20 protein-coding genes are annotated in these 19,665 nt (G+C 63.9%); 7 read left to right on the top strand and 13 right to left on the bottom strand.

Annotated features, from left to right (window positions below):
* Nucleotides 1-154 precede the first annotated feature (154 nt).
* Nucleotides 155-682, top strand: coding sequence for a hypothetical protein (locus tag H1204_RS26985; RefSeq protein WP_180731553.1), 528 nt, complete (start codon nucleotides 155-157; stop codon nucleotides 680-682).
* Nucleotides 683-811: 129 nt separating this feature from the next.
* On the opposite strand, the gene H1204_RS26980 is transcribed toward H1204_RS26985, so the two are convergent.
* Nucleotides 812-1,000, bottom strand: coding sequence for a hypothetical protein (locus H1204_RS26980; protein WP_180731552.1), 189 nt, complete (start codon nucleotides 998-1,000; stop codon nucleotides 812-814).
* A gap of 16 nt (nucleotides 1,001-1,016) precedes the next feature.
* Here H1204_RS26980 and H1204_RS26975 point away from each other — a divergent pair, with 16 nt between their 5' ends.
* Nucleotides 1,017-1,886, top strand: a complete 870-nt coding sequence (locus tag H1204_RS26975) for a LysR family transcriptional regulator (RefSeq protein ID WP_054933261.1) — start codon at nucleotides 1,017-1,019, stop codon at nucleotides 1,884-1,886.
* Between the two features lie 15 nt (nucleotides 1,887-1,901).
* On the opposite strand, the gene H1204_RS26970 is transcribed toward H1204_RS26975, so the two are convergent.
* Complete coding sequence (locus H1204_RS26970; protein WP_180731551.1) at nucleotides 1,902-2,888, bottom strand: zinc-dependent alcohol dehydrogenase family protein; 987 nt, start codon at nucleotides 2,886-2,888, stop codon at nucleotides 1,902-1,904.
* Between the two features lie 393 nt (nucleotides 2,889-3,281).
* Nucleotides 3,282-5,069: an ATP-binding protein gene (locus H1204_RS26965; protein ID WP_180731550.1), complete on the bottom strand. Its 1,788-nt coding sequence runs from the start codon at nucleotides 5,067-5,069 to the stop codon at nucleotides 3,282-3,284.
* Nucleotides 5,070-5,225: 156 nt separating this feature from the next.
* Here H1204_RS26965 and H1204_RS26960 point away from each other — a divergent pair, with 156 nt between their 5' ends.
* A complete protein-coding gene (locus H1204_RS26960) occupies nucleotides 5,226-5,627 on the top strand; it encodes a GFA family protein (RefSeq protein ID WP_180731549.1) in 402 nt (133 codons plus the stop codon).
* Between the two features lie 72 nt (nucleotides 5,628-5,699).
* Here the strand turns inward: H1204_RS26960 and H1204_RS26955 are convergent, their stop codons facing one another.
* The gene (locus tag H1204_RS26955; protein ID WP_167306517.1) at nucleotides 5,700-5,849 is read right to left on the bottom strand and encodes a DUF6496 domain-containing protein; all 150 of its coding nucleotides are present in this window, start codon (nucleotides 5,847-5,849) and stop codon (nucleotides 5,700-5,702) included.
* A gap of 366 nt (nucleotides 5,850-6,215) precedes the next feature.
* On the opposite strand from H1204_RS26955, the gene H1204_RS26950 reads away from it, so the two are divergent.
* Nucleotides 6,216-6,497: a DUF6723 family protein gene (locus tag H1204_RS26950; RefSeq protein WP_180731548.1), complete on the top strand. Its 282-nt coding sequence runs from the start codon at nucleotides 6,216-6,218 to the stop codon at nucleotides 6,495-6,497.
* Here the strand turns inward: H1204_RS26950 and H1204_RS26945 are convergent.
* Nucleotides 6,449-8,107: a diguanylate cyclase gene (locus tag H1204_RS26945; RefSeq protein WP_243468683.1), complete on the bottom strand. Its 1,659-nt coding sequence runs from the start codon at nucleotides 8,105-8,107 to the stop codon at nucleotides 6,449-6,451. The two genes, H1204_RS26950 and H1204_RS26945, sit on opposite strands and share 49 nt — an antisense overlap.
* Nucleotides 8,108-8,473: 366 nt before the next feature.
* Between H1204_RS26945 and H1204_RS26940 the strand changes: the two genes are divergently transcribed.
* Complete coding sequence (locus tag H1204_RS26940; RefSeq protein WP_180731547.1) at nucleotides 8,474-9,214, top strand: SDR family NAD(P)-dependent oxidoreductase; 741 nt, start codon at nucleotides 8,474-8,476, stop codon at nucleotides 9,212-9,214.
* Nucleotides 9,215-9,243: 29 nt separating this feature from the next.
* Here the strand turns inward: H1204_RS26940 and hpnR are convergent, their stop codons facing one another.
* From hpnR to H1204_RS26925, 3 genes are all read right to left on the bottom strand, one after another.
* Nucleotides 9,244-10,785, bottom strand: a complete 1,542-nt coding sequence (gene hpnR / locus H1204_RS26935; RefSeq protein WP_180731546.1) for a hopanoid C-3 methylase HpnR — start codon at nucleotides 10,783-10,785, stop codon at nucleotides 9,244-9,246.
* A gap of 258 nt (nucleotides 10,786-11,043) precedes the next feature.
* Nucleotides 11,044-11,511: a cupin domain-containing protein gene (locus H1204_RS26930; RefSeq protein ID WP_180731545.1), complete on the bottom strand. Its 468-nt coding sequence runs from the start codon at nucleotides 11,509-11,511 to the stop codon at nucleotides 11,044-11,046.
* 131 nt (nucleotides 11,512-11,642) lie between these two features.
* Nucleotides 11,643-12,944 (bottom strand): sugar efflux transporter, encoded by a 1,302-nt coding sequence (locus tag H1204_RS26925; protein WP_180731544.1) that lies wholly within the window; start codon nucleotides 12,942-12,944, stop codon nucleotides 11,643-11,645.
* 233 nt (nucleotides 12,945-13,177) lie between these two features.
* On the opposite strand from H1204_RS26925, the gene H1204_RS26920 reads away from it, so the two are divergent.
* Complete coding sequence (locus tag H1204_RS26920) at nucleotides 13,178-13,534, top strand: hypothetical protein (protein WP_243468682.1); 357 nt, start codon at nucleotides 13,178-13,180, stop codon at nucleotides 13,532-13,534.
* A 169-nt stretch (nucleotides 13,535-13,703) separates the two neighbouring features.
* Here the strand turns inward: H1204_RS26920 and H1204_RS26915 are convergent, their stop codons facing one another.
* From H1204_RS26915 to H1204_RS26895, 5 genes are all read right to left on the bottom strand, one after another.
* Nucleotides 13,704-14,570, bottom strand: a complete 867-nt coding sequence (locus H1204_RS26915; RefSeq protein ID WP_180731543.1) for an LD-carboxypeptidase — start codon at nucleotides 14,568-14,570, stop codon at nucleotides 13,704-13,706.
* Nucleotides 14,567-15,094 (bottom strand): ankyrin repeat domain-containing protein, encoded by a 528-nt coding sequence (locus H1204_RS26910; RefSeq protein WP_180731542.1) that lies wholly within the window; start codon nucleotides 15,092-15,094, stop codon nucleotides 14,567-14,569. Before H1204_RS26910 ends, H1204_RS26915 begins: the two co-directional genes overlap by 4 nt.
* Before the next feature lie 203 nt (nucleotides 15,095-15,297).
* Complete coding sequence (locus H1204_RS26905; RefSeq protein WP_180731541.1) at nucleotides 15,298-15,762, bottom strand: hypothetical protein; 465 nt, start codon at nucleotides 15,760-15,762, stop codon at nucleotides 15,298-15,300.
* A 136-nt stretch (nucleotides 15,763-15,898) separates the two neighbouring features.
* Nucleotides 15,899-16,426: a GNAT family N-acetyltransferase gene (locus H1204_RS26900; protein ID WP_180731540.1), complete on the bottom strand. Its 528-nt coding sequence runs from the start codon at nucleotides 16,424-16,426 to the stop codon at nucleotides 15,899-15,901.
* The gene (locus H1204_RS26895) at nucleotides 16,423-17,013 is read right to left on the bottom strand and encodes a helix-turn-helix transcriptional regulator (RefSeq protein ID WP_180731539.1); all 591 of its coding nucleotides are present in this window, start codon (nucleotides 17,011-17,013) and stop codon (nucleotides 16,423-16,425) included. Before H1204_RS26895 ends, H1204_RS26900 begins: the two co-directional genes overlap by 4 nt.
* A gap of 137 nt (nucleotides 17,014-17,150) precedes the next feature.
* On the opposite strand from H1204_RS26895, the gene H1204_RS26890 reads away from it, so the two are divergent.
* Complete coding sequence (locus tag H1204_RS26890; RefSeq protein WP_180731538.1) at nucleotides 17,151-19,640, top strand: penicillin acylase family protein; 2,490 nt, start codon at nucleotides 17,151-17,153, stop codon at nucleotides 19,638-19,640.
* Nucleotides 19,641-19,665: the final 25 nt, after the last annotated feature.

Here is a 19,665-nt window from a genome sequence, read left to right as displayed (position 1 = left end):
TGTCCGCTATCGTCGACGTCTGCGCGCGTATTGTCGTTCCGAGCGCACACTCCATCTCACTGCAAGATTTGTGGGGTAGAGTGCGCGACTGGAGAGCAATTCGACACTAATCGCGACATTCAGACGCCGGCGCGCGACCGGTTGCGGAGAGCACATGCCGTTTGGAAAGATCAAGAACAAGATTCGTCGAGCATGCGCGGCGGCAGCGGTGGCAGGCATCGGTTTGATGGGAGCGTCGGGCGCGCAGGCGGCCGACTGGTGCAGCGGCGGCGTGTGGGTCGATGCGATGCTCGGCTCATATCACATCAACCCGGACCCGGGCACTCACTTCGAGCAGTTCAACCCCGGCCTTGGCGTCGAGTGCTGGCTCAACGGGCAATGGGCGCTCACGGCGGGCGGCTTTCGCAATTCGTTGAGTCGTCCATCGTGGTACGGCGGCGGTGTGTGGGCGCCCGAGTTCGTGCACTGGGGCTTCATTCGCCTTGCCGTGATAGGCGGCATCATCTCCGGCTACAACTACGGCAACTGGGGACTTGGCCACGATCATACGATTGGTCCCGTGGCCGCGCCTATCGTGATGGTCGAATACAAGCGCGTCGGCGCGAACTTCATTCTGATTCCGCCTATTCCTTCGGATAACCTCCCGTTCACCATCGGGTTTCAGGTGAAGGTGAAGTTCTGAGATCGGTTCACTCGTCGTGACGGGTGAGGGTTTTCGGGAGTCATGCGTGCGGTGAACAGGCGACGCCGTCGTTGCATCACCTGACGCGCTAAAACCCCGATATAAAGGCTTGAAAAGCACGCGCGGCATTCAAACAGATGGCCTTGCATCGAGCATGCGCTGATCAAAGGTGAGGTTTTGCGGGATGCCGGATATCAGCCCGACGTGCTCCTGAAACCTCTCACCTTCACGATGCAACTGTGCCAAACCAGCGAGCACGACGATCACCGCAAGCTCGCCGACGCCGTTCATAATCGCAGGCAACGCGACCTGTCGCATGTGGCTGAAGGCGTCTATGAACGATTCGAAACTGGACTGGAGCGACGTGCGGATCTTCCTTGCCGTCGCGCGCTGCGGCACGCTGGGCGCGGCCGCGCGCCAGCTTGGTCAGACTCAGCCGACCATGGGCAGGCGTCTGCGCGCGCTCGAAGAAGCCGTCGGCCACACGCTCTTTCAGCGCACGGCTGAAGGCTTCGTGCTCACTGACGAAGGTCACGCCGTGCTGACCTACGCCGAGCGCATGGAAGAAGAAGCGCACGCGTTCATGCGTTCGCTTGCGGGCAACGAGCAGCAACTAACGGGCGCACTGCGTGTTTCGTCTTCGGACTGGTACGGCATCCATGTGCTGACGCCGGTGTTCGCCGGCTTTCTTGCGCGCCATCCGCAGATGTCGATCGAACTGATCACCGATTCGCGCCGCTACAACCTCGCGCGCCGCGAAGCCGATCTGGTGTTCCGCATCACGCCGTTCGACGAACCCGATGTCATCCAGCGCAAGCTGATGCACATGGATTACGCGCTCTATGGGCGCATCGATCTCGTCGCGCCCGCTCGCGGTGATGGCGCAGGCCAGTCGCTTATCACCATGGATACCGCGTTTGGCGAGTTGCCTGACGTCGCGTGGATCCGGCAGATGCTACCGAATGCGCACATCGCCTACGCAAGCAACAATCGCGGCGTGCAGGCGCGCATGTGCGCCGAAGGCGGCGGCTTTGCGGTGCTGCCGTGTCCGCTCGGCGACAACACGCCGGGCCTGCGGCGCATCGATCTGGGCGAAGCGCCGCCGGGCCGCGACGTTTGGCTGGGCTACCATCGCGACCTGAAACGTCTCGCACGTCTGCGCGCGTTGCTCGATGTCGTGATCGAACGGCTCGCAAACGTGTGAGCCGACTCGCCACCGTCATTCGATTTCAACCACGATCTTGCCGCGTGCGGTGCGCTCCGTGATCGCGTCGTACGCGCGTTCGGCCGATCCGAGATCGAAGTGACGCGGATCGAGATACGGCGTGAGCTTGCCCTGTTCGGCAAGACGCGTCGCCTCGGCGAGCATCTCGCCGTGATGCGCGCGATGTTGATCGGTGAGCAACGGATGCAGCGTGAACACACCTGAATACGTGGCCTCGCGGAACGATAGCGGCGCGAGCGCATGCGTGCCCCAGCCGAGCGCGCTCACCACATGCCCGAAATGCTTGACGGCCGCGAACGATGCATCGAGCGTTGCGCCGCCAACCGTATCGACGACGAGATCGAAGCCTTCGCCCGCGGTCAGTTCATCAACATACTGTTCGACCGTGCGCGCCGCGTAGTCGATCGGCGTCGCGCCGAATCGCGCGACGAGATCCTGATCGCGCGCGCTCGCCGTCGCGAAGACCTGTGCGCCGAGCGCGCGCGCCAACTGCACCGACACGTGCCCGACACCGCCCGCACCGCCCTGCACGAGCACGGTTTGACCCGCCTGCAAGTGCGCGCGGTCGACGATTCCCGCATACGACGTGATGAACGCGAGCGGCAACGCGGCGGCTTCGCGCATCGACAGATTGGACGGCTTGTGTGCGAGCAGTTGCGCGTCGACGGCCGCGTATTGCGCGAGCGAACCCTGAATGCCGCCGACGCCGCCCGTCATCCCATAGACCTCGTCGCCGATCTTGAAGCGCGTCACGTCCGCGCCGAGCGCAACGACCACGCCCGCGAGATCGATGCCGAGCACAAGCGGCAATGGATGACGCGCATGCGCGGCGCTGCCCGCGCGAATCTTCGTGTCGAGCGGATTGAGGCCGCTTGCGCTGATCCGCACGAGCACCTCGCCGCGTGCCGGTTCGGGAATGGGCATCGTGGTCGCTACGAGGGGACCTTTGTACTGGCTGAGAACGAGGGCTTGCATGGACATGTTGTGCTCCGGCAGAAGATGAACGCAGTTGACGGAAGACATGATCGGCGAATGCAGAACCCTGGTAAATCAACGATTTAGCACGACGACCAAACAGAATTGCATGGCCGTGGACAAGCAAGTGGAAGCGCAGTTCGTTACCTGGGTCTGCGAACAGAAGACAGCCGCAAGCGCGCCGCATGGCGTTAAGGTGAGAACTTACGGGAGTGAGCGAAACGCCGTCGGAACGTGCACCGCCACAAAGTTCAAGCCCTTGATGGATAAGGCTTTGCGGGCATCGCCAAAGATGCCGTGATGAGTGCGGATCGATCAATGGTGAGAGTTTGCGGGACCTCTGCAAAGTGACGTCGATGCGCACGTCCCGGCTCACCTTTAGCGCAAGCACGATTAACGTCAGACAAGACCGCTGATGTTCCGGCCGTCGCGATGCGACAGCACGTCGGCGAGCCGTTCCATCGAAACAGGCTTGGTCAGGTGATAGTCGAAGCCCGCCGCGAGCGCGCGCGACTTGTCGGATTCGGAGGAGTAGCCCGTCAGCGCGATCAGGAACATGTGCGCCAGCGCCTGGTTCGAGCGGATGGCCCGCGCCACTTCGAAACCGTCCATCTCCGGCATGCCGATATCGATGATGCCCACTTCGGGCAACGCCTGCGCCGCGACCTTCAACGCATCGCGGCCGCTGCGCGCGACCATCACATCATGACCTTCGAGTTCGAGCAGCAGATGCAGCGCGTCGAGCGCGTCGGCGTTGTCGTCGACGAGCAGGATGCGGCTCGGCTCGGCGCTCGCCGCGGCCGCCGCCGCGGTTGCATCGGGCGCGATGCGCGTCTCACGGTCGAGTATCGGCAGCCGCAGCACGACGCGCGTGCCAAGCCCGACGCCCTGGCTGTCGAGCGTAATGGTGCCGTCATGCAGTTCGATGAGCCGCTTCGCGACCGCGAGCCCGATGCCGAGTCCGCCTTCCGAGCGGCGCACGCTCGATGGCGACTGCGCGAACAGTTCGAATACATGCTCGAGCGCGTCGGGACTCATGCCGACGCCGTTGTCCTCGATGACGATCGACACCATGCCGCTGTTCGCTGCCTCATCGGCTGCGCTGCCCGTGTCCATTTGCACGCGCAGTTGCAGCGTGCCGCCCGCAGGCGTGTATTTCGCCGCATTCGACAGCAGGTTGCCGACCACCTGGCTCAGGCGTACATGATCGGCGCGCACATAAACAGGCTGATCGAGCCCTTCGATGACGAGGCGATGCTTGCGTGCGTCGATGTGATGCTTGAGTGCCGTGATCGCGTCGTACACAATTTCATTCAGCGACGTGCGGCTGTACTTGATCGCGAGCTTGCCGTGCCGCAGGCGCGCGGCATCGAGCAGATCGTCGACGAGCGTGCGCAGTTGGCGCATCTGACGCTGCGCGATGGCGAGGACATCGTTGGCCTGCTCCTGGCCCGCGCAGAGCACCTTGAGCGCGGCAATGGAACTATCGATGGGCGCCATCGGATTGCGCAGTTCATGGCCGAGCATCGCGATGAATTCGTCGCGCCGGTGCGCTGCGTCTTCGAGTGCGCGCCGCGCCTGTTGCGCGGCCTCGGTTTCCGCTTCGGCGGCCTGTTGCGCGTCGAGCAGCGTGAGCGCCGCGCCCGCAAGCACGGCAAGATTGTCGAGCAGGCGCACGTCTTCGCGATCGAAACGATGTGCATCGTGTGACGCGACCCAGATCGCGCCGAGCGGCTTCGACGCCGGGCAACGAATCGGAATCGGCGTGATGATGCCTTCCGTGATGACCGCGCCCGCATCGCGCAGGCTCTTGAAGAAGGTGTGCGGCTCGACGAACAGCTGCGGCGCGCCGAGTTCGAGCGTCATCCCGCACGGACATTCGGCCCACGCCGTGGTTTTGCCTTCGAACGCCGCGCACGCGCCGGCGACCGCGCGCCAGCGGAAGACGGCTGCGCCTTCGCTCGTCGTTTCAAGCAGGCTGATGCCCGCGCTGCCTGCGCGGCACGCGCCGAGCGCGGCATCGGCGATGGCTTGCAGCAAGGTGTCGCGGCGTCCCGTTTGCGCGCCTGCGACGGTGACGAGCGTGCGGACTTCGGCGGCATGATCGGATGCGCGCGCCGGCCGGTCCTTCAGATCGTCCGTGCGCAGTACGCCCGCCCGGCGGGCACTTTCGATACCGTCGCTCATGGTGCTCGATGGAGAATGGGTTCGCGACGTGCCGTGGCGTCAACAAGCCGCCAAGCCGTTATCGAGAAAGTATAGGCGTTGCGTCCGGGATTTCGTGTCCTCGTCGTTGGTATGTTCCCTGCGTGTCAACGAGAATCAGTCTGGAGGAGGTGAGCGATGAACCAGCAAAAAACGTATGAAGGCGGGTGCGCGTGCGGCGCCGTGCGTTTTCGCGCGAGCGGTCCGCCGATGCGCGTCGGGATGTGTCATTGCATGACATGCCGGCAGGTGCACGGGTCGGCCTTCGGCTCTTACGCGATATTCGACGGCAGCGCCGTCACGTTGACGGGCAACACGCGCGAATGGCGAAGCTCGGAACAGGGCCGGCGTCATTTTTGTCCGCTGTGCGGATCGGTGGCGTTCATGATGTACGCCGATCGCGATGAAATCGCTTTACCGCTTGGCGCCTTTGACGAGACGGGACTGTTCGAGCCCGCCTATGAACTCTGGTGCAAGCACAAGGAACCGTGGCTGCCGCGCGGCGTGCGTCCCGAATATGACGAGGAGCGCGCGCACTAGCCAGTGCGGACGAACTTCAGGCAGGCGCTGCGTGGACGGATCGATCCGTCCACGCAGCGTCACATCGGATATCTAGCTGTGCTTCTTCGGAATCTTTGCGCCTGACTTGCGCGCCTGATTCAGCGCGATGGCGACAGATTGCTTCTGCGATTTGCCCGCCTTCTTTTCGGCCTTGATGTTGTGCCCGATGGTTTCCTTCGATGTGCCTCGCTTGAGTGGCATGTCGCTCTCCTTTCCCATTGCAAAGACGCATGGCATTGCGCCGTGGCTCGTGTATTCGAGCATGCGGCGTTCCCGACGAGCGCCTCGCACATCGCGCGTGCGGCCCGACGTGCCGCGTATCGCGCTCGTGAAGCGTCGGCCGAAAAGCGGTACGTCGCTTGCTGAAAGGGAATGCAAGGACGTCGAGTACAGGAGCATCTCGTGAATACCGTTTCGACAGCGGGCGTCGCGACAGCGGCAATTTTTGCCGCGTTGGTATGAACCGTCGCGCATTCGTGCGCATTCACTGCGCAAAAGAATGCGTCATTTCAACCGGTATGCCGGCGAAAGCGCCGAGTCCGGCATCCACAGCAGGGGAGTTACAAGATGACAAGGCCACGGATGATTTTCCCGAAAGCGCGCAATGCTGTGGCCTCGAAACCCGAGTCGACGAACGACTATCAGATCTACGCCACCTATCGCCGCACAACGGAAGGGTCGTACATGGGTCAGTTGAAGGTCGTGCGCAAGACGGATGGCCGGTTGCTGTTTCCGTTCACGGGCGCGCCCGACATCGGTCCATTTTCCGACGGCGACCAGGCGCGCGAAGCCGCGCAACGTCACGGCGAAACCGTCGTGCAGTCGGATCTCGACAATCCTGAACCGTGAGGTCCTTGCACTGAACGGCACCAGGCCGTCGCGGTTATCTCCGGCTGGGGTTGGCTGGCCGCTTCGAGGGTCGAGAAAAAGCAGAGGTTGTTCTTGCCCATATTCTTCGCGACATACATCGCGCGGTCGGCCCGCAGAAGCAGTTGTTCCGCGTTGGCAGCGTCATCGGGATACAGGCTGATGCCGATGCTTGGCGTGACGCTCACCACGTCGCTGCAAAGCGCGATCGGCCGGCCGACTGCATTGAGCACGGACCGCGCCACGGGTTCGATCTGCCGCATGCCACTCACCTCTTCGAGAACGACGACGAACTCATCGCCGCCAAGACGCGCAACCGTATCGCTTTCTCGGATGCTGTGCACGAGCCGCTCGGCGACGGCTTTCAACACGTCGTCGCCGACGGCATGACCACGCGTGTCGTTGACCTGCTTGAAGCCATCGAGATCGATGAACATGACGGCGATATGCATTCCATGACGTTTCGCGCGGGAGATGGCGTGCTTCAGACGCTCATTGAGCAGCACGCGGTTGGGCAGTCCTGTCAGCACGTCGTGCGTGGCGAGGTTGCGCAGACGCTGCTCGTGCTGATGGCGTTGCGTGATGTCGCTGAGAATCGCGACGTAATGTGTGTATCCGCCGTCGCGTCCTTGCACGCCTGCAATGGACAGCGCCTCCAGATAGATGTCGCCGCTCTTCTTGCGGTTCCACACTTCACCATGCCATTGACCTGTTTCCTTCAGGCTTCGCCAGAAAGCGCGATAGAACTCGGGCGACTGACGGCCCGAACTCAGCAGCCTTGGATTGCGCCCCAGCACTTCCGGTTGCGTGTAGCCAGTGACCCGCGTGAAGGCAGGATTGACCCGCTCGATGTTGCCGTGCGAGTCAGTGATCATTACGCCGTCGCGCGTCAGGTCGAACACGCGATTGGCCAGCCACGAGTGATAGCGCGATTCGCTCAATGCGTCGTCGCGCTGGCGCACCAGCCAGATCGACACGCTGACTGCGCCCGCCACGCAGATCACGATACACGCGAATGTCGCCCAGAACATCGTGCGAAAGATGGATTCGCTTTTGCCTGCAAGCTCCGCCGCCTGCAACGTGTTTATGTCGATGCACTTGCCCATCAGCACATCGAAACCGTTGAGGAACTCGATGTTGTCGTCGAACCATTTCGCCGCCGCCGCGTGATCGCCCTGTTCGAGCAACGTGACAGCTTTTCGGAGAATCGCGCGGAACGTCGGCAACCCGTTCGCGATCTTGTCGGCGAGTAATGCTTCCCGCGCGTCGCTGACGCCTTGCGGGTAATACACCGCCCATGCCTTCTCGATACGCACCTCGTCTGCTTCGACCACGCTCAGCGACGCGGCCGTTCTCACAGGTTCGCGAAACTGGATCGCCTTCCAGAACTCGCGGCGCGCATCGAGCGAGGCCGCGCGGAGTTCGTTCAATTGCGCGATGGGAAGCATGTTCCCCCGATACAGCGTGTTCGTGTACGCGTCGAGTCTGGAGAGCACCGCCAGGCCGCAACTTGCGAGCGCAATCAGTACGGCGACGCTGGCGAACAGTATGCCGGCAATCCGGTAGCGGTAGAGACGCGTGATGGTTTTCATGCAATGTCTAAAGGCGAGGGCAATACGGTGCGCGGTGGCGCGCAGTCCGCTCACGGTTTGCGTCGATACAGTCGAAAGGCCAGAGTGTCAGCGTGTGCGGTGCAAGGCAGCGAGAGGCGTCGCTGTTCGCGTCGCGTCGTGCCGCGTATGAGGGCCTTGCGAGCTGACCCTTTCATTCCACGTGAACAGGCGTGTGACGGCATCGAGCGAACATGAGATTGACGAAGATTCAGGCGGCGCTCAATGATTTTTGTCACCTTCGCGGACACGCGAGCGTGCAGTTCACGGGCAGCCGCCCGCATCCGCTGCCTATAATCACGCGACGATTCCCGCGCTGCATGCGCGAGACGACAACGGAGACACACGATGAAGCGAAACAGCGCACTGGTGATCGGCGTCGGCGCCGAACTCGGACTGGGCGCGGCGCTGTGCAGGAAGATCGCCGCGAACGGGTATCACGTGTATGTCGCGGGCCGCACGCAGGCCAAACTCGACATCGTGACGAACGGCATCGCGAGCCACGGCGGATCGGCCGAATCGTTCGCGATGGACGGCACGTCGGAAGCGGACATCATGCGTCTTTTCGACCGGGCGATGTCGCCGCCCGATGCTATCGATGTGCCTTCGCTCGTCATCTATAACGTCGGCAACAACCGGCACGTTCCGTTTCGCGACCTGACGGAAGCGCAAATGCAGGACTTTTTGCGCTCCGGGCCGGTCGGCGGCTTTCTGGTGGGTCGCGAAGCGGCACGGCGTCTCGTGCCGCTCGGCCGTGGCTCGGTGATCTTCACGGGCGCATCGGCGAGCCTGCGCGGCAAGCCCGGCTTCGCGCATTTTGCCGCGGCCAAAGCCGGACTGCGGATGGTCGCGCAAAGCATGGCGCGCGAGTTCGGGCCGCTCGGGCTGCATGTCGCGCATGTGGTGATCGACGGCGGCATCGACGGCGAGCGCCTGCATACCTCGCGTCCGCAAGCTGCCGCCGAGCGTGGCGAAAACGGACTGCTGAATGTCGACGCCATTGCCGAAGCGTACTGGCAGATCCATCTCCAGCATCCGTCCGCATGGACGCACGAAATCGATCTGCGTCCTTTTAAAGAGCCGTTCTGACCGTGCGGGCAAGGCGCGCCCCGTTGCGATCAGCCCGTACCCATACGGGTCTGATCGACGAATTTCTCGGTTGCGTCGTCGATCTTGCGGCCTTTGCGTCCCGCCGGGCCGTGCACATACAGCACCTTGACGTTGCTCTCTTCGGGCAACTGCGCGGGCGGCGGCGTCATCTCGTAGCGCACTTCGCGCGCGTGATCGCTCAATTGCAGATTCGGATTGAATACCGAATTGAAGCGCCACAGCATCCGCACAAAGTTGGTCTGTCCGCGCATCAGCAGCGAAGCCGCTTCGCCCGCCGCGCGATACAACGCGCCCCAGCCGAGATGCTTGCGGTTGAGCACCTGTTGCGTGCGTACCAGTTCCGCGTAGAACTCGGCTAGCGGCAGCTTCGTCGGCAGCACGGCATGCTGGATGTCGTAGAGCCGATAGTCGAGGCTCGTCAGTCGCCGTTGTTCGCGCAACCAGATTTCCGTGCCCGGATACGGCGTCGTCACGCTGATGTTCACGATCTCTGGAATCTCCAGGCACCATTGCCGGATCGTTTCAAAGCGCTCGTGATCCCAGTCGGGATCCGCGATCAGATTGATCGCGACCGTGATGCCGAGCGAGCGCGCGAACGCGAGCGCCTCGAAGTTCTTGTCGACGTCGATGCGTTTGCGAAACGCCTTCAACCCTTCGGCGTCGACGGCTTCGAGTCCGATGAACATGTATTGCAGACCGAGCGTGCGCCAATACTCGAACACTTCCTTGTTGCGCAACAGCACGTCGCCGCGCGTCTCGAGGTAATACTTCTTGCGGATGCCGCGCCGCGCCACTTCGCGTCCGATCGCCATGCCGTGATCGGCATGCACGAAGGCGACGTCGTCGACGATGAACACGCCCGGCTCGCGAATCGACGCCAGTTCGTCGGCAATGACTTCGGGGCTGCGCGAACGATAGCTGCGTCCATAGAACGTCCATGCGCTGCAGAACGTACAGTCCCACGGACAGCCACGCGCGAACTCGATCGACGCGCACGGATCGAGCACGCCGATGAAGTACTTGCGCCGGTGCGGCAGCAGATCGCGCGCGGGGCGAATCTGGTCGAGGCTTTCGGTGAAGCCGGGCGGCGGCCCTTCGCCTTCGGGCGTGACGACGCCCGGAATACGCAATAGCTCGCCCTTGCGCGCAACGGCAGTGAGCAGCTCGACGACCTTCGCTTCGCCTTCGCCTTTGAGGATGCAATCGAGCGCACCTTCCGCGTGTTTCAGCATGTCGCGCGCGGTGAACGACGCGCTATGTCCGCCGACGAACACGAAGCAGCCCGGCAGTTGCGCCTTGATCGCCTTCGACAGATCGATGATTTCGGGGATATTGGCGAGATAGTTGGCCGAGAAACAGACCACGTCGGGCCGCCACGTCCGGACGAGATTGTGCAGCGCGCGATGGGATTCGACCTGCAGGTCGATCAGGCGGATATCGTGGCCGGCTTCGTGTATCACGGCGGCGACCGTTTCGAGTCCGAGCGGCTCGAGGCGCAGATATACGCGCGTGTACATCAGGCCACTGGGGTGAACAGCGAGCACCTTCATGAGATCTCCTTGCGGCGGAAAGGGCGCGCGTGCGCGCTGGGACGCTGCGTGCCGGGCTTTCGTGCTGGTATCCCTGGTATGGGTCGACTGCTGAGCCTGTGCGTCCTGCCGGACCTCACCGCAGTGGGCTCCACCCGATTCTACTTGTCATCGGGTGGGTGTGCCCGGTGGGGGCGTGGGCGGTTGGAGGTGAGGGTTTTCGGGAGTCGGAGGGCTTGTATGTGGCGGCCGCCGGTCTGGCAGCCCTTTGCGTCAGACTCAGTCCGGCCTGCCGTCATGGTCGCCGAGCGGTCTGGTCGGCCAGTCCACCCAGCGATCCGCGCGGGTAAGTTCATGCGCTTCGTTGAGCGGATAACGAATACGGTTATCGTCGCGCGGACGTTCGCCGATCACCATCAGCCTGACGTCCTCCTTCGTATTGTTGATGAAGGTATGGCAGATGCCCGTGCCCGCAGGAAACGCGACGGAATCGCCTTCAGCAATGGGATGAAGCGCGCCGTCGATCCATACGTCGGGCTTGCCTTCGAGCACGTACACGAACTCCTGCTCGGTACTTTCGGCATGTGGATACGACGTCCTTCGGCCAGGCAGAAGCCTTATGTGATGAATGCCGAGTGCGGCGGAAAGCGGCGCGTCCAGCGCCATTGGCTCGGTATCGCCGGGATAGGAATGCGCGTCCGGTTGTTCGAGTTCAGTCCAGTGTTTGATGAAATCCGGCCGGCTCATCAGTGCTCTCCTTTGGATCGAATTTCGATAATAGCGGCTTGCGGAAAAGACAAGACGCGTTCGTCGCGCGCGATCTTGCGTGCCGGTCAGGATGGTGGGATATCGCACCGCGATGCACAGCGTTCCCTCCGTCACTGAGCTGGATGCCGCCAGTCCTCCCACGCATCCCGCACCCGCAGCGCAATACGCTTCCACGGCGGATCGGCGAACAGAATCAGCGCCCCAAGCGCGAGGCATCCACAGACGAGAAACGTCCCACGATAACCAAGACCCGCGATCAGCACCCCCGACAACACACCCGACAGAATCGACCCAACCCGCGAAGCGTTGAAGAACAGCGCCGTCGCCGCGCCTGGCGAGCGCGGAATCAGGTCCTGCATATACGTCATGCCAAGACATGACGTGACGGCGACGACGAATGCATTGAAAGCCTGCATGGGGATCAGCACGTTGACCGTGCCCGCTGCCGCGACTGCAATGAAATACACCACATGCACGGCTGCGCATGCCGCGAGCCAGTTCAGCTTGTTGAGCGTCGCGCCGCGTGCGCCGAGCGCGAGCATCATCGGAATTTCGAGGAACGCGCCGAGCCCGAGCATGATCGACACATCGAGCCGCGTGCCTTTCAGGCCATGTACGACGTAGAGCGGCAGCACGATCATCGTCGCGTTTGCGGCGAGGCCGATCAGCGTCAGCGCGACGACGGAACGCCAGATCTGCCGCTGCGTGCCGGGCGCATGAGGCGGTGAGGGCGGCGGCGGTTCGGCAGGTTCGGTGACGGTCGTCACTTCGAGCGACGAGGCCGGGTCGCCCGCATAGTGCGCCGGCGTGCTGTGCGGATCGCCAGCGGGCGATTCGCGCATGCGCCACACGATCGCGCCGCATGTGGCGAAACATGCGGCCGCGAACAGAAAGAGCCCGTAAAAGCCCGCGCCCGCCAGCACCAGCGCACCGACGGAAGGCCCGAACACCCACGCCATCGACAGCACCGTGCGCAACGTCGCCAGCGCGAACGAGCGCTCTGCTTCGTCGTGCACGGGCAGCGCCGCGCGACCGAACGAGAACACCAGCGACATCGCCGAGCCCCCTGCGCCGAGAAACGCCACGCCGATCACGAGCAGCGCCAGATAGTTGCGCACGAAACAAAGCAGCAGAAAGCCGAGCGAGGCCGCGATCAATGCCGCAAGTAACAGCGCGCGGTGATGCCCATGCTTATCCGACCATTTACCCGCCCACGCGCTTGCGACGACACCGCTCGCCGCAATCAACGTCATGAACAGACCGAGCTGCAACGGCGACATGCCCGTCTGCTCGACGCCAAACAACGACAGATACGGCGCGGTGAACGACATCGCGATGCCCAGCATCAGCGTCGCACCGGCTAGCGGCATGAAAGAATGAATGCGCGTGAGACTGGCGAAGCGGGAGTTCATCGAGGGCGCGTGTTCGAACTGTGGGATGCGGGCGCAAGTGGGGAATCGCGCACGGAAGAGGCATTGTCGAACGCAAAGCGCATCGCGCGCAACGCAGTTTCGTCATGTTGTGCAAAGAATGCGCGCCGCATGCGTGAAAACGGCAGAAGCCCGTCCGGCATCAAGGGCAAGCGGAATGCAGCGACGTGAAGCGCTTAGACTGATTGGCTCGTTACGCTGACACGCTCTGACAGATGACTGAACTCAAAGGCTCGATCGAATCCTACATATTGGCGAAGGACGGCAACCGTCCGCATCTGTTGACGGATGCCTTCGCGCACGATGCGTCTTTGGCAATGACCGTGAAAACGGCCGCCATCGCGTTTCCGCAAGAAACGCACGGGCGCGATGCGATCGCGTCCGTGCTGGTGAGCGACTTCGCGTTGAAGTACGAGAACGTGTACACGTTTTGCGTCGGCGCGATGCCCGCCGCCAACCAAAGCGAGTTCTCGTGCGACTGGCTTGTCTGCATGACGGAAAAGGCGACGGGCGCGGCGCGCGTCGGTTATGGCCGCTACGAGTGGAGGGGGATGCGGCATCGTCGCGAGTGACGCGGCTGCACATCACGATCGAAGAGATGTCGACATTGCCCGCAGAATTCGCCGAAAGCATATTGCGTTGGGCGAGTCGCTTGCCATATCCGTGGTGCGCGCGTGACGCGCTGAGCAAAGACGCGCCCGGCATCGACACCGTTCAGCGCGTCGTCGCACAACTGACGCGCTAACGCACCAGTTGATCGCCTTCGAGCGCCGCCGGCGCGCCATACGTCCACGCGTGATTGCGCGAACCGTGGCCGATCGGAAAGCCGGCGTAAATCGGCACGCCGTACGGCTTCAACAGATCGACCATCATATCGTGCAACGTGAAGTCCGCATTTTCAGGCAGCGGACAGCGGATGAAATCGCCGAGCACGAAAGCGCGCGCGCCGTCGAACACGCCCGCTTCGCGCAACTGCATGACACTGCGATCGATCCGATAGGCAAGCTCGGTCACGTCTTCGAGCAGCACGATCGCGCCGTCGCAGCGCGCCTGCCACTGCGTGCCCGCGAGACTCGCGAGCACGGTAATGTTGCCGCCCGCAAGATGCCCTTCGACACGACGCGCATCCGAGCCATACAAAAGCTGCAATGGCACGGGCGCGGCGCGCTCTTCGTGCAACTCGGCGAGCATGCTTGCGCGCGAAGCGTCGTCGAGTTTGGTCGCGAGCCCGTTCAACGTCGGGCCGTGAATCACGCGTACGTTCGGCGTGCCATGCAGCGCGCCGAACAGTGCAGTTGCGTCGGAAAAACCCACGAGCGTTTTCGCGCACGGCACGGCATCGGGCAGCGCATGCAGCGTATAAATGCTGCCGTAGCCGCCGCGCGCCACCCAGACGATATCGACGGAAGGATCGGTCAACGCGCGATGCAGATCAGCGGCGCGGTCTTCATGCTTGCCCGCGTGATAGCGATAGCGGTCGCGCACATGCGCGCCGACCTGCACGCGCAGGCCCCAGCTTTCGAGCAATGCGATGCTTTGCTCGACGTGCTGCATGTCGGGCACGCCCGCCGGTGCGACGACGGCGACTGTCTTGCCTTCCAGCTTCATGCGCCCGCCTTCTTCGCGAGCAGCGCGGCCGTTTCGGGCGCGCCCATGCGGCTTGCGGCGTCCGCCGCCGACACGCCGTTCGCATCGCGCGCGTTGGGATTCGCGCCATGCGCGAGCAGCAACTCGACCATCTCCGTGCGATTGAACATTGCGGCGATCATCAGCGCCGTGCGTCCGTCGGGCGACGCGCCTTCGACATCCGCGCCATGCGCGAGCAGCGTCTGCACGACATCCTTGAAGCCCTTGAAGGCCGCGCCCGCTAGAGGCGTCTGTCCGTTGTCGTTGCGCAGATTCGGGTCCGCGCCGCGTTCGAGCAGCACGCGCACGGCGTCCGCATGGCCGTGATAGGCGGCGAGCATCACGAGGCTGTCGCCTTTCTCGTTGCGCAGATTGGGCGGCGCGCCTTTCTCGATGACGGCAGCCAGCATGTTCGCTTCGCCGCGCCGGGCTGCGTCGAATATTTCGCGCGCCACTTCGAGCAGATCAGGATCGATGTCGTCTGGGCCGCGCTTGTCGTCTGTCATGAAGCTTCTCCACTGTCGAACGAACGTCGCCGTTTGCGCGGCGCGTCGGGTACAGCAGAGGATACAGGCAATGCCTGTTTGATGTTGACCTCGCCCGGGTCAGGCCTTGCCTGGCAAAGAGATGCAGGACGAAGACGGACAGAAGCGCGTGCTGAGGTATTCCGGTAACGGTGAGGATTTTCGGGAGCCGTGTCCCGCAACCATTACGCCTGCTTGCGGATGGTCGGCTCCGCGTTGCCGCTTGCCATGATGCGGTCGAGCCGGGCGCTCGCATCCGTCAGCGCGCTGAGCGGCGCGCGCTGCAATTGCGCGTCGTAAGTGCTGACGATGTGCGAGAGCAGGTCGATGTGCGCTTCGTCGATACGCCACTCGTCGCTCGACCGGCCACGTTCGAATGTGACGGCAAGCGCCTGATCGGCGGTGCGCAGCTGATCGTACGTCATCTCACCGTAGCCGAGATCGCACAGAAAGCCGGTTAGCAGCATCGTCTGCGTGAGCGTCTGGGCGGCACTCATGCTGCCTGCGCCGCGACGCAGCGCGTCGAGGGCAATGTGCACGGGCAGGATCAGCTCGACAGCCATGCTGCGCGGGATGGGCAGAAGCATCGCTTTTGCTTGCCGCGCGCGCGCTGCCTGATTGCTGCCGGGAAACGGAATGGTCTTAGCCATATCGCCTGAGAAAAAATTGGGAATGCTCTAGCGATAACGGCGCAGGGCGGAAAAGATTAAGGGCTGATTTCCCTAAACCGCAAACGTTTGTCAAATCTCATATTTCCCTCTTTGGCATAACGGTCGACCGGCCGCTTCAAAGATGCTTGAAATAGAAGGTCGTGCCGCAAAACGATCCATCCGGCATCAACGCATAGTTCGGCACCTCGCCGACGCGCTGCCAGCCCGCGCGCTCGTACACGCGCTCCGCCTCGCCGCCCGTCACGGTGTCGAGGACGAGCACGGTCTTGCCTTCGTCGCGGGCCACGGCATCGGCGGCGGCCATCAGCCGATGCGCGACGCCTTGCCGACGCGCGCGGCGATGCACGAGCATCTTCGCGACATCCGCGCGATGCGGCTGATTGTCGGGCTGCGCGAGCACGAGTTGCACCGTACCAGCGATGCGTCCGTCCGCGTCTTCCGCGATCAGCAGCGCGCGCTCACCGCGTTCGACGCCCGCCGCCACCATTTGCCAGAACGCGACCGCCCTGTCGCGCGCGAGCGGCCACATGAAGCTGACGGAAGCGCCGCCCGCGACGCAATCGATCAGCACATCGGCAAGGCCGTCGATGCATTGCGCGGCTTCGTGCGCGCCGACGCGCCGCACGCTGAGCGTTTCCGTCATGCGTTTCTCCTCGCAGATGAAAAGGGCAGCGTCGACAGCGCCACCAGATAGCGCGCCGGGTTGCGCGTCGGGTTGTGAAACACGGTCGGGCAATCGAGGCGCATCGCGACACAATCGCCCGCTTCGAGCCGCCAGTGCGCGTCGCCGGCGCTGATGTCCATCGCGCCTTCGATCAGCCAGATCTGCTGATGGATTTCCGCGTCGCGCGCACCTGTCTCGTAGGCGACGCGCTGGCCGGCGGGGAAGTGAACCTCCACTAACTTGATCGGCGAGGGCATCGCCGGTGACAGATTGCGCCGCACATAGCCGGACCCCGGATCAGTCCAGACGGCCTGTTCGGCGGCCCGCGCGAGCGGCGACGGCGCCTCGGCGGACGTCGCGGGCGCTTCGAACAGCGACGCGAGCGCGACGCCGAGCGCGGTGGCGAGCTTGTCGAGCACGGCCGCCGTCGGGCTGCTTTGTGCGCGTTCAATCAGCGAGATAGCCGAGCGGCTCACGCCGCTGCGTTCGGCGAGTGCTTCGAGCGATAGCCCGTGGCTGTCCCGCAATTCGCGCACGCGGCGCGCAATCAGTGCGTTGATGTCCATGACGTCTAGCATACTGGATCAAAATTCCAGAATGTTAGATGATCGGCGCTTTCGTTACAGTCGAATGCGAGCGTGCAAACTGCTTCGTGCACAATGCCCGGACGTCCCGATTCCCTGAACCACTACGAACCCGAACGATGAGCCGTCGTCCCGCCGTAGCAAGTCAGTCGTCAAGCAGATCGATCGGTAAAACCGTCGGCGTCGCCGCGCTCGTGCTGGCGGGCCTCGTCGTCGCGTTGCTGGGCGCGGCGCTGCTCGGCGGGTGGCTGCTGCTGCGCGGCAGTCTTGCGCAGCTGGATGGCACGCAGCGCGCGCCGTCGCTGTCGTCGCAGGTGACGATCGAGCGCGACGCGCTCGGCGTGCCGACCATTCACGGCGCGACGCGCGACGATGTCGCCTACGCGACGGGCTTTCTGCACGCGCAGGACCGCTTCCTTCAGATGGACCTGCTCAGGCGCGTCGCGGCGGGCGAGATGTCGGCGCTGGTCGGCCCGAACGCGCTCGAACTCGACAGGCGCAACCGGCTGCACCGCTTTCGCGCCCGCGCGCATGCCATCGTCGAAGCGATGCCCGCTGATCAGCGGCAACTGCTCGAGCGCTACACGGCGGGCGTCAATGCGGGGCTCGCGGCGCTGTCGTCGCGGCCGTTCGAATACTGGATGCTGCGCACGCAGCCCGAGCCTTGGCGTGCCGAAGATTCGCTGCTGGTCGTCTACGCGATGTACTTCGATCTGCAATCGTCCGAAACGCGCCGCATCCTCGCGCGCGCCGTGTTGCGCGACCGTGTGGACGCCGACCTGTACACGTTCCTGCTCCCCGCCGCGAGCCATTGGGATGCGCCTTTCGACAGCGCATCGACGCCGCCCGTCGAACCCGCGCGCATGCCTTCGACTCGCCCCGACTGGCTTTCGGCGCCGAAGCCGGTGAGCGTCGCAAGCGAGCAAGCTGAGGATGTGAGCGAGTCCGCTGTCGGCAGCAACGGCTGGGTCGTCGATGGCGCGCACAGCGCGCATGGCGGCGCGATCCTCGCGAGCGACATGCACCTCGGGTTGTCGCTGCCGAACATCTGGTATCGCGTGTCGCTGATGTGGCCCGCCGGCGACGGATTGCCGATGCACGCCCTGACGGGCGTGAGCCTGCCCGGCGCGCCGCTCGTGATTGCGGGCAGCAACGGCAAAATCGCGTGGGGCTTCACGAACAGCTACGGCCGCTATATCGACCTGATCGAGTTGCATCGCAATCCGGCCGACCGGTTGCTGTACCGCACACCCGATGGCGCATGGGCGCGCGCGACCGTCTATCACGAGCGCATCGACGTGAAGGGCGGCGCGAGCGTCGACTTGCCGGTGGCGGAAACGCGCTGGGGACCGGAACTGACGATCGGCGCGCGCGCGTATGCGCTGCGCTGGGTCGCGCACGATCGCGAGGCCGTGAACCTCAATCTGCAAAAGCTCGAAGACGCGAAGACGATCGACGAAGCGCTGCGCGTCGCGCAAACCAGCGGCCTTCCGACCCAGAACATCATGGTCGCGGACTCGCGCGGCAAGATCGGCTGGACGCTGGCGGGGCCGCTGCCGCAGCGCGATCCGGCCGACGTGCAAAACGGCCCGGACAGCGACACACCGTACGATTCGGCGACGTACAAAGGCTGGCAGCACTATCTGCCGCCCGCGTCGTATCCGAAGCGCGTCGATCCGCCGCTTGGCCGTCTGTGGACGGCGAACAATCGCGCGGTGATGTCGCGCGACGCCGCGCTGATCGGCGACTCGGGCGCGGACCTCGGCGCGCGCGCATCGCAGATTCGCGACGATCTGCTCGCCGCGCCGAGCCCCGACGAACACGCCATGCTGTCGATCCAGACCGACGACCGCGCGCAATGGATCGAAGTCTGGCGGCACGAGGCGCTCGACGCGCTCGATGCCGGCGCGCTGGAAGGTCACCCGCAGCGCGCGGCGTTCCGGCAGCAACTGGTCGCATGGAATGGACGCGCGGATGTCGACGCCGTCGGCTATCGTCTCACGCGCGGCTTCTTCTTCTCACTGTACGAAGCGTGGTTCGGCAGGCTCGACGCCGATCTCGCGGGCGCGATGCCGGACGGCGGCGACGGCAATCCGCCGCTTGGTCTGCGCGTTGCAAACTCCCGCTATGAAGCCCTGATGGAGACGCTCGCCGGGCATCACGCGTGGATGCCGGACGGCTTCAGGGACTGGCGCGCGTTCATACTCGATCGCATCGATCGCACGATTGCGCAGCTACCCGCCGATACGCCGATGGAACAGGCGCGTTGGGGCGAACGCAATCGCGCGGCCATCGAGCATCCGTTTGCGCGCATCGTGCCGGCGTGGTTGCCGTGGGTGCGCGGCTGGCTTGGCGCGCCGCACGATCCGTTGCCCGGCGATATCAACATGCCGCGCGTGCAGGGGCCGAGCTTCGGCGCGTCGGAGCGGATGATCGTGTCGCCGGGACGCGAGCAGGCCGGCATCTTCGAAATGCCGGGCGGGCAGTCGGGACATCCGCTGTCGCCATACTTTCTCGCCGGTCACGAAGCGTGGGTGCGCGGCGAGAAGACGTCGTTCCTGCCGGGCGCGCCCGTGCATCGGCTGATACTTGGCCGGACGGGGCAATGATTCTGTATTGAAGGTTCGAGTGGAG

The organism is Paraburkholderia sp. PGU19 (assembly GCF_013426915.1).
Classification (GTDB): domain Bacteria; phylum Pseudomonadota; class Gammaproteobacteria; order Burkholderiales; family Burkholderiaceae; genus Paraburkholderia.
This window is presented reverse-complemented; position numbering and strand designations above follow the sequence as displayed.

Excerpts from the sequence above, each read along its gene's own strand:
- H1204_RS26955 (WP_167306517.1), bottom strand. The coding sequence starts at position 5,849 with ATGCCACTCAAGCGAGGCACATCGAAGGAAACCATCGGGCACAACATC.
- H1204_RS26905 (WP_180731541.1), bottom strand. The coding sequence starts at position 15,762 with ATGGCTAAGACCATTCCGTTTCCCGGCAGCAATCAGGCAGCGCGCGCG.
- H1204_RS26920 (WP_243468682.1), top strand. The coding sequence starts at position 13,178 with ATGACTGAACTCAAAGGCTCGATCGAATCCTACATATTGGCGAAGGAC.
- H1204_RS26965 (WP_180731550.1), bottom strand. The coding sequence starts at position 5,069 with ATGAGCGACGGTATCGAAAGTGCCCGCCGGGCGGGCGTACTGCGCACG.
- H1204_RS26975 (WP_054933261.1), top strand. The coding sequence starts at position 1,017 with ATGAACGATTCGAAACTGGACTGGAGCGACGTGCGGATCTTCCTTGCC.
- H1204_RS26970 (WP_180731551.1), bottom strand. The coding sequence starts at position 2,888 with ATGTCCATGCAAGCCCTCGTTCTCAGCCAGTACAAAGGTCCCCTCGTA.
- H1204_RS26930 (WP_180731545.1), bottom strand. The coding sequence starts at position 11,511 with ATGAGCCGGCCGGATTTCATCAAACACTGGACTGAACTCGAACAACCG.
- H1204_RS26915 (WP_180731543.1), bottom strand. The coding sequence starts at position 14,570 with ATGAAGCTGGAAGGCAAGACAGTCGCCGTCGTCGCACCGGCGGGCGTG.
- H1204_RS26900 (WP_180731540.1), bottom strand. The coding sequence starts at position 16,426 with ATGACGGAAACGCTCAGCGTGCGGCGCGTCGGCGCGCACGAAGCCGCG.
- H1204_RS26925 (WP_180731544.1), bottom strand. The coding sequence starts at position 12,944 with ATGAACTCCCGCTTCGCCAGTCTCACGCGCATTCATTCTTTCATGCCG.
- H1204_RS26950 (WP_180731548.1), top strand. The coding sequence starts at position 6,216 with ATGACAAGGCCACGGATGATTTTCCCGAAAGCGCGCAATGCTGTGGCC.
- H1204_RS26940 (WP_180731547.1), top strand. The coding sequence starts at position 8,474 with ATGAAGCGAAACAGCGCACTGGTGATCGGCGTCGGCGCCGAACTCGGA.
- H1204_RS26895 (WP_180731539.1), bottom strand. The coding sequence starts at position 17,013 with ATGGACATCAACGCACTGATTGCGCGCCGCGTGCGCGAATTGCGGGAC.
- H1204_RS26910 (WP_180731542.1), bottom strand. The coding sequence starts at position 15,094 with ATGACAGACGACAAGCGCGGCCCAGACGACATCGATCCTGATCTGCTC.
- H1204_RS26985 (WP_180731553.1), top strand. The coding sequence starts at position 155 with ATGCCGTTTGGAAAGATCAAGAACAAGATTCGTCGAGCATGCGCGGCG.
- H1204_RS26890 (WP_180731538.1), top strand. The coding sequence starts at position 17,151 with ATGAGCCGTCGTCCCGCCGTAGCAAGTCAGTCGTCAAGCAGATCGATC.
- H1204_RS26945 (WP_243468683.1), bottom strand. The coding sequence starts at position 8,107 with ATGAAAACCATCACGCGTCTCTACCGCTACCGGATTGCCGGCATACTG.
- H1204_RS26960 (WP_180731549.1), top strand. The coding sequence starts at position 5,226 with ATGAACCAGCAAAAAACGTATGAAGGCGGGTGCGCGTGCGGCGCCGTG.
- hpnR (WP_180731546.1), bottom strand. The coding sequence starts at position 10,785 with ATGAAGGTGCTCGCTGTTCACCCCAGTGGCCTGATGTACACGCGCGTA.
- H1204_RS26980 (WP_180731552.1), bottom strand. The coding sequence starts at position 1,000 with ATGCGACAGGTCGCGTTGCCTGCGATTATGAACGGCGTCGGCGAGCTT.